10 protein-coding genes are annotated in these 12,275 nt (G+C 63.3%); 2 read left to right on the top strand and 8 right to left on the bottom strand.

Annotated elements, in window-relative coordinates; genetic code table 11:
* Positions 1-159: 159 nt before the first annotated feature.
* Positions 160-534, top strand: coding sequence for a terminase (locus tag AC515T_RS08670; RefSeq protein WP_122568918.1), 375 nt, complete (start codon positions 160-162; stop codon positions 532-534).
* A gap of 11 nt (positions 535-545) precedes the next feature.
* Here AC515T_RS08670 and AC515T_RS08665 read toward each other — a convergent pair whose 3' ends face one another.
* The 3 genes from AC515T_RS08665 to AC515T_RS08655 all read right to left on the bottom strand — a co-directional run bounded on the left by AC515T_RS08665 (position 546) and on the right by AC515T_RS08655 (position 2,732).
* Complete coding sequence (locus AC515T_RS08665) at positions 546-1,343, bottom strand: acyl-CoA thioesterase (protein ID WP_496532155.1); 798 nt, start codon at positions 1,341-1,343, stop codon at positions 546-548.
* A gap of 231 nt (positions 1,344-1,574) precedes the next feature.
* Complete coding sequence (locus AC515T_RS08660) at positions 1,575-2,336, bottom strand: CHAD domain-containing protein (RefSeq protein WP_496532154.1); 762 nt, start codon at positions 2,334-2,336, stop codon at positions 1,575-1,577.
* Positions 2,337-2,441: 105 nt separating this feature from the next.
* Positions 2,442-2,732: a hypothetical protein gene (locus tag AC515T_RS08655; RefSeq protein WP_122568921.1), complete on the bottom strand. Its 291-nt coding sequence runs from the start codon at positions 2,730-2,732 to the stop codon at positions 2,442-2,444.
* Between the two features lie 206 nt (positions 2,733-2,938).
* On the opposite strand from AC515T_RS08655, the gene AC515T_RS08650 reads away from it, so the two are divergent.
* On the top strand, positions 2,939-3,976 hold the full coding sequence (locus tag AC515T_RS08650) for a patatin-like phospholipase family protein (RefSeq protein WP_060738563.1): 1,038 nt from the start codon (positions 2,939-2,941) through the stop codon (positions 3,974-3,976).
* Positions 3,977-4,126: 150 nt separating this feature from the next.
* On the opposite strand, the gene AC515T_RS08645 is transcribed toward AC515T_RS08650, so the two are convergent.
* The 5 genes from AC515T_RS08645 to kdpA all read right to left on the bottom strand — a co-directional run bounded on the left by AC515T_RS08645 (position 4,127) and on the right by kdpA (position 12,267).
* Positions 4,127-4,825: a response regulator gene (locus AC515T_RS08645; RefSeq protein WP_496532153.1), complete on the bottom strand. Its 699-nt coding sequence runs from the start codon at positions 4,823-4,825 to the stop codon at positions 4,127-4,129.
* Between the two features lie 78 nt (positions 4,826-4,903).
* Complete coding sequence (locus AC515T_RS08640; protein WP_496532152.1) at positions 4,904-7,555, bottom strand: DUF4118 domain-containing protein; 2,652 nt, start codon at positions 7,553-7,555, stop codon at positions 4,904-4,906.
* A gap of 163 nt (positions 7,556-7,718) precedes the next feature.
* On the bottom strand, positions 7,719-8,264 hold the full coding sequence (kdpC, locus tag AC515T_RS08635; protein WP_496532151.1) for a potassium-transporting ATPase subunit KdpC: 546 nt from the start codon (positions 8,262-8,264) through the stop codon (positions 7,719-7,721).
* Between the two features lie 243 nt (positions 8,265-8,507).
* Positions 8,508-10,562 carry a potassium-transporting ATPase subunit KdpB gene (gene kdpB / locus AC515T_RS08630; RefSeq protein ID WP_496532150.1) on the bottom strand — a complete coding sequence of 685 codons (2,055 nt, stop codon included), beginning with the start codon at positions 10,560-10,562 and terminating at the stop codon, positions 8,508-8,510.
* A gap of 10 nt (positions 10,563-10,572) precedes the next feature.
* The gene (gene kdpA, locus AC515T_RS08625) at positions 10,573-12,267 is read right to left on the bottom strand and encodes a potassium-transporting ATPase subunit KdpA (protein ID WP_496532149.1); all 1,695 of its coding nucleotides are present in this window, start codon (positions 12,265-12,267) and stop codon (positions 10,573-10,575) included.
* Positions 12,268-12,275 lie beyond the last annotated feature (8 nt).

The following is a 12,275-nucleotide window of genomic DNA, read 5'->3' as shown; positions in this document are numbered from 1 at the left end:
CAGTTCCTTCACACCAACAGTTCCTGGCTATGAAGTCGTTTCTCGCCACAACAGCAAAACTGTATGGCCACCTATCGCCTCGATAGCCAACCGCCATTCGCCGCCCCGCCCGCCCGGACCTATCCTTGGATTATTCGGTTTCGTTCAAGGAATAGCATCATGGGCAAACGTCACCCCAATCTTCCAGCCTGGCAATGGCGCGCCTACCCCGACAATCATCGCCACCCCACCAACCTGGTGTTGCACCTGATTGCCGTGCCGCTGTTCATCATCGCGTTCCTGCTGATTGTGTCGGGGGTGTTCAGCTTGAGCCTGGGCGATGTCGCCATCGGCATCATAGGCCTGCTCGCGGCACTCGGCTTGCAGCGTCACGGACACAGCCTGGAGGCCCAGGCCTCCGAGCCGTTCAGCGATCGCAAGGATGCCGTGTCACGCCTGTTGGTGGAGCAGTTCCTGACTTTTCCGCGGTTCTTTCTCAGCGGTGGCTGGTGGCGCGCCTGGCGCGATCGCCACCGTCACAACCGTAAACCTTAACCAATGCAGCCTTACCCGAAAATGGTGACCGTCTGCCGGCTCAGGGCGATCAAGCGGCCATCGGCGCTCCAGAACTTCGCGGCGACATGGCCGTAACCGTCCTGGGCATGTTCGATCTCGGCCAGGTACTTGCACCAGTCCAGCGTCGTGAGGTCCAGCAGCGGCTGGACGAACTCAATGGTCCAGGTGAGCGTGCTGCCCGGGGCCATTTGCGAGAGGTGCGGCAACAAGGCCGGGGGCCAGGCGTCTACCAAGGCGAGGATATGGCTTTCCTTCAGTGGCTCCTCCTGCACATCGCCGCGCAAGCGCACCCAGCCGCCCATGCTCCTGGATTTATTGCCGCTGAACGGCAAGCCGCCGACGCTCCAGCGCATCGCCAGGTGCCGCATGAATTCCGGGGTCATACCCTTTACGTAAGGCAGTTCCTGGCATTGCTCCACGCTCTTGAACTCCGGCGCGGGGTCGGCCTGCACCGCCACCACGGACGAGCGCGAGGCACCAAAGCTGCCTTGCACCACGGTCACTACCTGGCCGTTCTGCACCGCCCGCCCCAACACTTGGCTCACCGCCTTGCCTTCGCGCAACACATCGACTTCGAAACTGACCGGCACGTCGGGCTCGACCGGGCCGACAAAGGTGATTGCCAGGGAACGCACCGGACGATCCGCCGGCACCTGGGCACGCATCGCCTCATATTGCAGCGCCGCCACCAACCCGCCAAAACTGGCCCGGCCCTGGCCCCATTCTGGCGCGATGGTCACCGCACCTGGCTGCCGGCGCACGGCATCGATCAACTCGGAAAAGCGCATGACGACCTCGAAAACAGGGGAAAAAGATGAAGGCATCTTAACCAGCCCGGGCAGGTGGCACAGGGCTCATTCCGGCCAAAGAGACGGACAGATAGGCCGCCACTTTTGAATTCAAGCCAACGATTGTGGGAGCGGGCTTGCTCGCGAATGCGGTATGCCAGACAACATTGATGTCAACTGATAGACCGCTTTCGCGAGCAAGCCCGCTCCCACAGAGTGCTTGTGCAAGGTTCAGGATTTTTCGAAGCAACTGGCAATCAGCTTGTCGAGCACCTTGTCGGACTTGGCCTCGGCCTTTTCCATCGTGGTGTGCCAGGTGGGTACGCAAGCTTGCAGATCGGTTTCTTCCTTGGCCCTGGCCAGCCATTGCCAGCAATCGTGCCAGTCTCCCAGCGCGGCTTGCGCGGACTTGAGTCGGGGCATGGCGGCTTCGGGCAGGCGGTCGAGTTCTGGGTAAGCTTCAATGGCGTAGCGCACGCGCTTGATCAACAGGCGCAAGCGGTGGCGGTCATGGGCCGGATCACGCAGGGCTTCGTCGAGTTTTTTCCACTGTTTGTCCAGGCGCTTTTCGATGCGTTTGCGCAAACTCTTCAGCAGCCCCTCACGCTGGGCGGCGCGAATGAAGCGCGGGAAGGCATCGAGCATCATCAGCAACTGGGCCAGTTCGACACTCGCGGCCACGGCGGGATAGGCATCGGCCATTTGCAGCTGGCGTCGCCGCGCCGCCTCGGCCTGGCCATGTTGCTCAAGGTAAGCCGCCAATACTTCCCGGTCGCGCAGGGGCGTGGTCAGGGTGCCCACCGCCGAAGCCGCCGTTTCCAGTTGTTCGACGCCGGGCAACCCACGTAGCGGACGAAGCAGGCTACGCAAGCGGCGTACCGTGGTCCGCAGGTCATGCAGCGCTTCGCTGTCGGTGTGGGCATTCAAACGGGCCTGACAGGCCAACAGGCGGACTTCCAGGCCCAATATGCGGGCCACCAGCCGATCGATCATGGACGTACTCCGTACACAGCGTTGAGTGTCAAGCTGCAAGCTACCCGTGAAAAACGATTCTGCGCCCTTCCTTTGTAGCTTGCAGCTGATTGCTTGTCGCTGCCTTTATCGTCCCGCGCGGGATTCGCGGATGTAGAAACGCGCCTTCTCGGCTTTCTTGGAGCAGCCTTCGAACGCTTCGAATTGCTGCTGGGTCTTGGCGCCCGTCAGCAGGGACAGGGCCTTGGAGTAGCTGACGGTGCCGGCAAAACCTTCGGCCTTGGCCAGGTCCAGTTCACGCCAGGCGCTGTCGAGTTGGCTGCCACAACTGTCACGGTAAGCGGTTTTGCCTGCGCAACCGGCCAGGGCCAAAACCATCAAAGATGCCACCAAGGGCAGGCGGATCCGGGCTTTCATCAATAACACCTCAGGTCAGGTCAACAGTCGTGCTGTTAAGACGGTGGCAACGGCGAAAAGTGCCTTGCTTGACCGCGTAAATTCAAGTGTGGCGAGCATACGCAAATGCCGCCGCAGCGTGTCAAAAAACGACGTCTGCGCCACAACGATTGAGCCGAGCCGTCGATGAGTGCATTGTTGAAGTCTGTTCGACAAGAGGCCGGGTCATGACAAAACGTGTCGCATTGGTATTGGGCTCGGGTGGCGCCCGGGGCTATGCCCATATCGGGGTGATCGAAGAAATCGAACGGCGTGGCTACGACATTGCCTGCATCGCCGGCTGTTCCATGGGTGCTGTCGTGGGTGGGATCTATGCGGCGGGCAAGCTTGAGGAGTACCGCAACTGGATTGAAAGCCTGGATTATCTGGATGTCCTGCGCCTGGTGGACGTCAGTTTTCGCCTGGGGGCGATCCGCGGCGAGAAGGTCTTCGGGCAGATCCGCAAGATCGTCGGCGAACTCAACATTGAAGAGTTGCGCATCCCCTACACCGCCGTCGCGACCGACCTGACCAACCAGCAGGAAATCTGGTTCCAGGAAGGCTGCCTGCACCAGGCAATGCGCGCCTCGGCGGCGATTCCCAGCCTGTTCACACCCGTGATGCAAGGCAACCGCATGTTGGTGGACGGCGGCCTGCTCAATCCGTTGCCGATCGTGCCGGTGGTGTCGAGCCACTGCGACCTGATCATCGCGGTCAACCTCAACGCCACCAACCAGAAGCAATATCGATTACCGGTAATCCCGCGCCCCGCCGCGTTCAGGCGCCGCTTCGACACCCTGGTCAGTTCCCTGGGTTCGCGCCTGCCGTTTCGCCGCAAGCAGGCCGAGCAGTTGTTGCTGCTGGAGCAGGAAGCCTTGAAGGCCGAAGCCGCCGACATCAACCCGTGGATCGACTCGGCCGAACCCGAGGGCCAACAACCGGCTGCCGCGCCAGAGAACGAAGGCGCACCGAAATCCGCCACCGGTTCGTTCATCATCGATAACGTCGGCCCGGCGTCATTGCTGGACTTGATCAACCAGAGCTTCGAAGTGATGCAGACCTCGCTGGCCCAGTACAAGATCGCCGGTTACCCGCCGGATGTGCTGATCAACGTGCCCAAACGGGTATGCCGGTTTTTCGAGTTCTACAAGGCGCCGGAGTTGATCGCCCTGGGGCGGGAGATTGCCAGCGATACCCTGGATCGGTATGAGCGTGAACAGAACTGAATCTGGGAAATCTCGATTGATTGAGTAGGCCTCATCGCGAGCAAGCTCGCTCCCATATGGGTCCTGCGCAATACACAAAAATTTGTCGCCAACTCGATGCTCTGTGGGAGCGAGCTTGCTCGCGATGGCGCCAGCCCGGACAACACAGAACTAGAGCCCACCCTCCCCCAACAACCGATACCCCACCCCGGCCTCGGTCACGATGAACCGAGGCCGGGTCGGGTCGTCGGCCAGTTTCTGGCGCAGGTGACCGACCACGATCCGCAGGTAGTGACTGTCTTCGGTGTGGGTCGGGCCCCAGATGTCCTTGAGCAATTGTTGCTGGGTGATGACCCGCCCCGGATGCCGCGCCAGTTGCGCCAGGACGGCGTATTCCTTGCGGGTCAGGGCCACTTCGCTGCCGTCCAGCAGCACCCGTCGATAGGCCAGGTCCACCGTCAACGGACCGAACTTCAGCGCGGCTTCCTGTGGCTCGCCGGCCGGGGCCTGGCGCAACAAGGCGCGGATGCGGGCGAGGAATTCCTGGATGCCGAACGGCTTGGTCACGTAATCGTTGGCGCCGTTGTCCAGCGCCTCGACTTTCTGCGCTTCGCTGGCCCGCACCGAGAGCACCAGCACCGGCACCGTCGACCATTGGCGAAACTCGCGCAACACCTGCTGGCCGTCCATGTCCGGCAGGCCCAGGTCGAGCACCAGCAGATCGGGCTTGTTCAGCGCCGCCTGGGCAAGCCCTTCGGTGCCGGTGCCGGCTTCCAGCACCTTGTAGCCTTGGGAGCTCAGGCTAATGCGCAGGAATTTGCGGATCTGCGGTTCGTCATCGATGACCAAAAGGGTCGCGGTCTGGCTCATGGGGCTCGTTCGTTGCAATCAAGTGGAAAGGCAAGCGGGTGGCAAGCTGCGGGTAACAGAAGAGTATCTCAGCCAGGCTCAAGCTTCATCGTCCATGCCCGGTTGAGCCTGCAACGGCAGGTGCAACGTGATGCAGGTGCCGCGTCCGTCGAGACCTTCGGCCACACTGATTCGCCCGCCGTGGGCACCGACCATGCCCTGGCAGATCGCCAATCCCAACCCTGTGCCCTGCCCACCTCGATCACCACGTGCGGCGGTGTAGAACATATCGAAGATTTTCTCCCGCTCCTCTTCAGGAATTCCGGGCCCTTCATCGGCCACGGCAAAAAACACCTCGTTGTCGGTCGCCCCGGCGCTCAGCACCAGGCGCCCCTGGGCCGGCGAAAAGCGCGCCGCGTTCTCCAACACGTTCACCAAGGCCTGTTCGATCAGCGCCGCATGGACATACAGCAGCGGCAACTCAGCGGGCACCTCGACACTGAGTGCCAGGGGCGCCAACACCGCTCGCAGGCGGTTCAGCGCGCTGCCAACGATATCAGCCGGCGCCACCCAGTCCCGCGCCAGTTTCAGGGCACCGTGGCCGAGACGGGTCATGTCCAGCAGATTCTGGATGTAGCGATCCAGCCGCTCGGCTTCATCGCGGGTGCCTTCGAGCAGTTCGCGACGATCGGCCAGCGGGATCGCCTCCCCCAGCGCCAGCAGGCTGTCGATGCTGCCGCGCATGGCGGTCAGTGGTGTGCGCAGATCGTGGGACACGGAAGCCAGCAAAGCGCTGCGCAGTTGCTCGGTTTCGCCGTGCAGACGCGCCGCTTCCAGGTCCTGGGCCAGTTGCGCCCGAGCCAGCGCCTGGGCCAATGGCTGACTGAGGGCTGCCAGCAAACGGCGGCGCTGGCCACTCAGGGGCTGGCCTTCTTTCGGGCATACGCCCAGCAAGGCCAATGGCCCGCCCTCCGCCGACAACGGCCACCACCACCAACGCCCGGAGGGCAGTGTCCCGGTGCCGGCGCCGGCCGGCTGATCGTGCTGCCAGGACCAGTCGGCCGCCGCGCGCTCGGCCTCGGTGAAGGTCAACGGCTCACCGCTCTCGACTTTCCAACCGCCCTGGTTGTCGCGGTTGAGCAGGCACAACTGCAAGTCGTGCCAACCGTTGAGGTGCTGCGCGGCGGCGCTGATCACCGCCTGGCGGTCGGTGGCGGCGGTGAGTTTGCGGGACAGGTCGAGCAGTTCGCTCGTTTCCTGTTGGGTGTCGCGCAGGGCCTGCAACTGGCGCCGCTGACGAGCGGCCAAGTTACCGGTCAGGGCCGCCATGAGCAGGAAAAACACCAGCGTCAGCACATCTTCTTCGCGCTGGATAGTGAAGGAAAAATTCGGCGGGATGAACAAGAAGTCATAGGCCAGGAACGACAGCGCCGCGCAGGCCAGCGCCGGGCCGAGGCTGCTGCGCACGGCCACCAGCAACACCGCCATCAGGAACACCAGGGAAATATTGGGCAACGCCAGCAATCCCGAGACGCCCCAGGCCAATGCGCTGGCGGCCACGGTCGCCAGCAACGCCAGCACATAATCGAACCCGGTCTGGACGGCGCCTGAGTGCACGCGGGCGGGACGCGGTTGCTCATCGCTGTCCAACACGTTGATCTCCAGGCCTCGGGCATCGCGCAGCAAACGCGAAGCGAGGCCGCCGCCAAACAGCCGTCGGCGCAGGCGTGGCCGGGACTGGCCCACCAGCACCAGCGTGGCGCGACGTTCGCTGGCGTGCTGGATCAGCGTCCTGGCCACTTCGCCGGCTCGCAGCAGCACCACTTCACCGCCAAGGCGTTCAGCCAGTTGCTGGGCATTCTGCAAGCGTTGGCGCGAGGCCTCGTCACGGGCGCTGCCGTTGTCCACGTGCACCAGGCTCCACGGCAGATGCCGACGTTGGGCGACGCGGCTGGCATGGCGCACCAGGCGTTCAGCCTGCACGTCACCGTCCACCCCCACCAACAAGCGTCCGCGCACCGCCGGCGCAGCCTGGCCCAGTTGTCGATAGCCCTGGGTCAGGTCATTGTCGACCTGGGCGGCGGCGGTCTGCATCGCCAGCTCACGCAACGCGGTCAAATTGGTCTGGGAGAAAAACGCATCGATCGCCGCCCGAGCCTGTTCCGGCACGTAGACCTTGCCATCGCGCAGACGCTCCAGCAGCTCACGGGGGGGCAGGTCGATCAGCAGCAGTTCATCGGCTTCCTGCAGGACCCAGTCCGGCAACGTCTCGCGCACCTGCACGCCGGTGATGCCCCGCACTTGGTCGTTAAGGCTTTCCAGATGCTGGACGTTGACCGTGGTGTAGACGTCGATACCCGCCGCGAGCAGTTCCTGGATGTCCTGCCAGCGTTTGGCATGACGGCTGCCGGGGGCGTTGCTGTGGGCCAGTTCGTCCACCAGGACCAGGGTCGGCCGGGTGGCGAGCAAGCCGTCGAGATCCATCTCCTCAAGCATCACGCCGCGATATTCCGAGCGCACCAACGGCTGCTGCGCCAGACCGCCGAGCAGCGCTTCGGTTTCGCTTCGACCATGGGTCTCCACCACCCCGGCGATGACCGTCACGCCTTGGCGCAGTTGGGAGTGAGCCGCTTGCAGCATCGCGTAGGTCTTGCCGACACCGGGGGCCGCGCCAAGAAAGACCTTGAGCCGGCCACGGCCGCTTCGGGGCAGATTGGCTAACAGTGCATCGGCGCGGCCGGAGTCGCTCATGGTGTGAAAATCTCTTTCAAATATTGATCAAACACCCTGTGGGGAGCCGGGCCTGTGGGAGCAAAGCTTGCTCGCGATCAAGGCGACACAGTTCAACGGATGGACCGCGTTATCGTTCATCGCGAGCTAGCTTTGCTCCCACTGGTTCTGCAACCACAGGTTCTTACAGTTTTTCCAGGGCCAGGTTCAGCGCCAACACATTCACCACCGGTGGGCCCACCAGGGGTTGCTCGATGTTGTCGTCGAGCAATTGCTGCAAGCTCGAGGCCGGCAGGTTGCGCACGGCGGCGACACGCGCCAGTTGATAGGCAATTGCCGCCGGAGGCAAGTGCGGATCCAGCCCGCTGGCGGAGGTGGTCAGCGATGCCAGCGGCACCGGGCCCTGACCGGGCACCTGGAGTTTACGGGCATCATCGATCACTCGTGTAGCCAGGGCCGGATTGCTCGGGGAGAAATTGCTGGCACCGCTGGCGACCGTGGCGAAGGCACCGGCCGATGGCCGTGGATGAAACCAGGCATCGCCGGTGAAATCCTGGGCGATCAACGTCGAGCCACGGACCTTGCCGGCGGCATCGACGATCAGGCTGCCGTTGGCCTGGGCGGGAAAGGCGACTTGCGCCACGCCGGTGACCACCAGTGGGTAGGCGACACCGGTGATCAGGGTCATCAGTAATAGCAGGCTCAAGGCCGGGCGAATCAGAGTGGACATATCAAAACCCTCGAATAAGAAACAGCTGATTTCCAGGCGTACATACTTGTGGCGAGGGAGCTTGCTCCCGCTGGGCTGCGTAGCAGCCCCATAAAAGACTGGACATTGCCTTGCCTGATGTACTGGGATTACAGGCTTTGGGGCTGCTTCGCAGCCCAGCGGGAGCAAGCTCCCTCGCCACAACAGCCTCTCCCGCCACTACACCTTCACTTGTCACAAAAAAACGGTTTATCGAGCATCGGTTCAAACCAGACCCAACGCCGTCAGCAACATGTCGATCGCCTTGATCCCCACGAACGGCACCGCGATCCCGCCCAGGCCATAGATCAACAGATTGCGCCGCAACAATGCCGCCGCGCTTGCCGCATGCACGCGTACGCCACGCAGGGCCAGGGGAATGAGCACGACGATGATCAGGGCATTGAAGACAATGGCCGACAAAATCGCGCTCTGCGGGCTGCTCAGGTGCATCACGTTCAACACGCCGAGTTGTGGATAAATCGACGCGAACAGTGCCGGCAGGATGGCGAAATACTTGGCGATGTCGTTGGCGATGGAAAAAGTGGTCAGCGCGCCACGGGTCACCAGCAACTCCTTGCCGATCTGCACCACATCGAGCAATTTGGTCGGGTCGCTGTCAAGGTCGACCATGTTGGCCGCCTCCCGCGCCGCCTGGGTGCCGTCGTTCATCGCCATACCCACATCAGCCTGGGCCAGGGCCGGGGCGTCGTTGGCGCCGTCGCCGCACATGGCCACCAGCCGACCGTCATTTTGCTCGTGACGGATACGCGCCAGTTTCTTCTCCGGCGTGGCCTCCGCCAACACGTCATCGACCCCCGCCTCGGCGGCAATCGCAGCGGCAGTCAGCGGGTTGTCGCCGGTGACCATCACCGTGCGGATCCCCAGCTTGCGCAGCTCGGCAAAACGCTCACGAATGCCGGGCTTGACCACGTCCTTGAGATGGATAGCGCCGAGCAGCTTGCCGTCCACGCACACCAGCAACGGCGTGCCGCCGCTCTGGGCGATCTTGTCGACCTCCCGCGCCAGGGCCGGCGGCAACTCATTGCGTGCAAGGCCGATGAAATCCAGCAACGAGTCCACGGCGCCCTTGCGGTAGATACGACCTTGATAATCGACCCCGGACAAACGGGTTTCGGCACTGAATGGCACGGCCGTCAGCGCATCGACGCCGGGCTCGGGCAGTGAATGCAAACCTCGCAGGTACTCGACGATGGACTTGCCCTCGGCCGTGTCATCGGCCAACGAGGCAAACAATGCGCCTTCGGCCAACTCCTTGGCACTCACGCCGGGGGCGGCATAGACCGCCGTGCAGCGACGATTGCCAAAGGTGATGGTGCCGGTCTTGTCCAGCATCAACACATGCACGTCCCCCGCCGCCTCGACCGCGCGGCCGGATTTGGCGATCACGTTCAGACGCACCAACCGGTCCATCCCGGCGATGCCGATGGCCGACAGCAGCCCGCCAATGGTGGTGGGGATCAAAGTGACCAGCAGCGCCACCAGAAACACCAGCGGCAGGTTGGCGTTGGCGAAATGGGCAAACGGTTGCAGCGTGACCACCACCAACAGGAAGATCAGCGTCAGGCCAATCAGCAGGATATCCAGCGCCACCTCGTTCGGCGTTTTCTGGCGCTTGGCACCTTCCACCAAAGCGATCATTCGGTCCAGGGTGGACTCGCCGGGATTGCTGGTGATGCGTATCAGCAACCAGTCGGAGACCAACCGCGTATTGCCGGTGACGGCCGAGCGATCACCGCCGGACTCACGGATGACCGGGGCCGACTCGCCGGTAATGGCCGCCTCGTTGACCGCGGCGATGCCTTCGATCACCTCACCGTCGCCGGGAATCATGTCGCCGGCCTCGACGCGCACCACATCGCCTTTGCGCAGACGGGTGGCGGGGATGATTTCAAACCCGCTGGCAGTCTGGCGACGTGCGTTGAGGCCTTCGCTGCCGGCCTTGAGACTGTCCGCCCGGGCCTTGCCGCGCCCTTCGGCCAAGGCTTCGGCGAAGTTGGCGAACAGCACGGTGAACCACAGCCACAACGCGATTTGCGCGGCGACGAAGGTCGGCACGGCGCTGTCGGGAATGAAGCACAACACGGTGGTGAGGATCGCGGTCAACTCCACCACCAGCATCACCGGTGCACGGTGCAGTTGGCGAGGATCGAGCTTGACGAAGGCTTGCACCAACGCTGGCCGCCAGAGGGCCGACAGGTGGGTCTTCGGTTGTTCCGGCGCCTTGGCGGCGACGGTTTTGCTCATCGGCATATTCATCATCAGGTCCTCAGAAGCCCATGCTCAGGTGTTCGGCAATCGGCCCCAGCGCCAGGGTTGGCAGGAAGGTCAAGCCGCCCACCAGCAGGATGGTCACGGTCAACAAGGTCACGAACAGCGGGCCGTGGGTGGGAAAGCTGTTCTGGCCAATCGGCGCGGTCTTCTTCAAGGCCAGGCTGCCAGCCAACGCCAGCACGGGCAGGATGTAGCCGAACCGACCAATCAACATGCCCAGGCCCAGCATCAGGTTGTGGAAAGGTGTGTTGGCGCCAAACCCGGCAAATGCCGAACCGTTGTTCGCGCCCGCCGAGGTGTAGGCGTACAACAACTGGCTGAAACCGTGGGCCCCCGGGTTGCTCACCGCCGCGGCGGGCCCGGGCAGGCTGGCGGCGACGGCACCCAGCACCAGCACGCTGACGGGCATCACCAGCAGGGTTGCCACCAACAGTTGCACCTCTCGGGCGCCCAGCTTCTTGCCCAGGTATTCCGGGGTGCGACCGATCATCAAGCCGGCCAGGAATACGGCGATCAACACGTTCAACAGCATCCCGTAGAGCCCGGCCCCGACGCCGCCGAAGATCACCTCGCCGACCATCATGTTCACCAGCGACACCATGCCACTGAGCGGATTGAGGCTGTCGTGCATGGCGTTGACCGAGCCGTTGGATGCCGCCGTGGTGGTCACCGACCACAGCACCGTGGCGGTGGTGCCGAAGCGGGTTTCCTTGCCTTCCAGCGGCGCGGTCTGTTCGACAGCAGGGTCGTTCAGGGCCGGGTTGGGCTGGTATTCGGCCCACAGCGACGTGGCGCCGCCGATCAGGAACAGGGCCAGCATGCAGGCGATGATCGCGCGGCTCTGGCGCAGGTCCTTGACGTAATGACCGAAGGTGAACACCAGCGCGGCGGGAATCAGGATGATCGAGGCAAGCTCAAACAGATTGCTCCAGGCCGTCGGGTTTTCGAACGGGTGCGCCGAGTTGACGCCGAAGAAACCGCCGCCGTTGGTGCCCAGTTGCTTGATCGCAATCTGACTGGCAGCAGGCCCCAGCGGAATAACCTGGTCAGCCCCCTGCAGCGTGACCCCGTGCACATAGTGCGCGAACGTCTGCGGCACGCCCTGCCAGACCAGGAACAACGCCAGCAGCAGGCACAGCGGCAACAGCCCGTAGAGGGTGGCGCGGGTCATGTCGGCCCAGAAGTTACCCAGCGTCGTGGCGGACTTGCGCCCGATGCCGCGACACAACGCCACCAGCACAGCCAGGCCGGTGGCGGCGCTGACAAAGTTCTGCACGGTCAGGCCAACCATCTGGCTCAAGTAGCTCAGGGACGCTTCACCGCTGTAGGACTGCCAGTTGGTGTTGGTCATGAAACTCACGGCCGTGTTGAAGGCCTGGGTCCACTCCATGCCGGGCAACTGCTCGGTATTGAGGGGCAGATATCCCTGCAGCAGCAGAATCGCAAACAGCAACCCAAAACCCGCCAGGTTGAAGGCGAGCAAGGCCAGGGTGTATTTCTGCCAGCTCTGCTCAGTGGCGGGATCGACACCGGCCAGGCGATAGCAGCCGCGTTCCACCGGGCCGAGGATCGGCGAAAGCCAGGTGCGCTGGCCCTCCATCACCCGGTAATAAAAACGCCCCAGGAACGGTGCCGGAATCAGCACCAGGGCGAAAAAGGCGAGGATCAGCCCGTAGTCATAACCGTGCATAACCGCTC

It is taken from the genome of Pseudomonas sp. FSO-7, assembly GCF_059579345.1.
Note: the sequence above shows the minus strand (reverse complement) of the source record. Positions and strands in the feature narration are given on the sequence as shown.

What these genes read in the sequence shown, in the direction of transcription:
- AC515T_RS08670 (WP_122568918.1), top strand. Translation starts at nt 160, where the DNA reads ATGGGCAAACGTCACCCCAATCTTCCAGCCTGGCAATGGCGCGCCTAC.
- AC515T_RS08665 (WP_496532155.1), bottom strand. Translation starts at nt 1,343, where the DNA reads ATGCGCTTTTCCGAGTTGATCGATGCCGTGCGCCGGCAGCCAGGTGCG.
- AC515T_RS08660 (WP_496532154.1), bottom strand. Translation starts at nt 2,336, where the DNA reads ATGATCGATCGGCTGGTGGCCCGCATATTGGGCCTGGAAGTCCGCCTG.
- AC515T_RS08655 (WP_122568921.1), bottom strand. Translation starts at nt 2,732, where the DNA reads ATGAAAGCCCGGATCCGCCTGCCCTTGGTGGCATCTTTGATGGTTTTG.
- AC515T_RS08650 (WP_060738563.1), top strand. Translation starts at nt 2,939, where the DNA reads ATGACAAAACGTGTCGCATTGGTATTGGGCTCGGGTGGCGCCCGGGGC.
- AC515T_RS08645 (WP_496532153.1), bottom strand. Translation starts at nt 4,825, where the DNA reads ATGAGCCAGACCGCGACCCTTTTGGTCATCGATGACGAACCGCAGATC.
- AC515T_RS08640 (WP_496532152.1), bottom strand. Translation starts at nt 7,555, where the DNA reads ATGAGCGACTCCGGCCGCGCCGATGCACTGTTAGCCAATCTGCCCCGA.
- kdpC (WP_496532151.1), bottom strand. Translation starts at nt 8,264, where the DNA reads ATGTCCACTCTGATTCGCCCGGCCTTGAGCCTGCTATTACTGATGACC.
- kdpB (WP_496532150.1), bottom strand. Translation starts at nt 10,562, where the DNA reads ATGAATATGCCGATGAGCAAAACCGTCGCCGCCAAGGCGCCGGAACAA.
- kdpA (WP_496532149.1), bottom strand. Translation starts at nt 12,267, where the DNA reads ATGCACGGTTATGACTACGGGCTGATCCTCGCCTTTTTCGCCCTGGTG.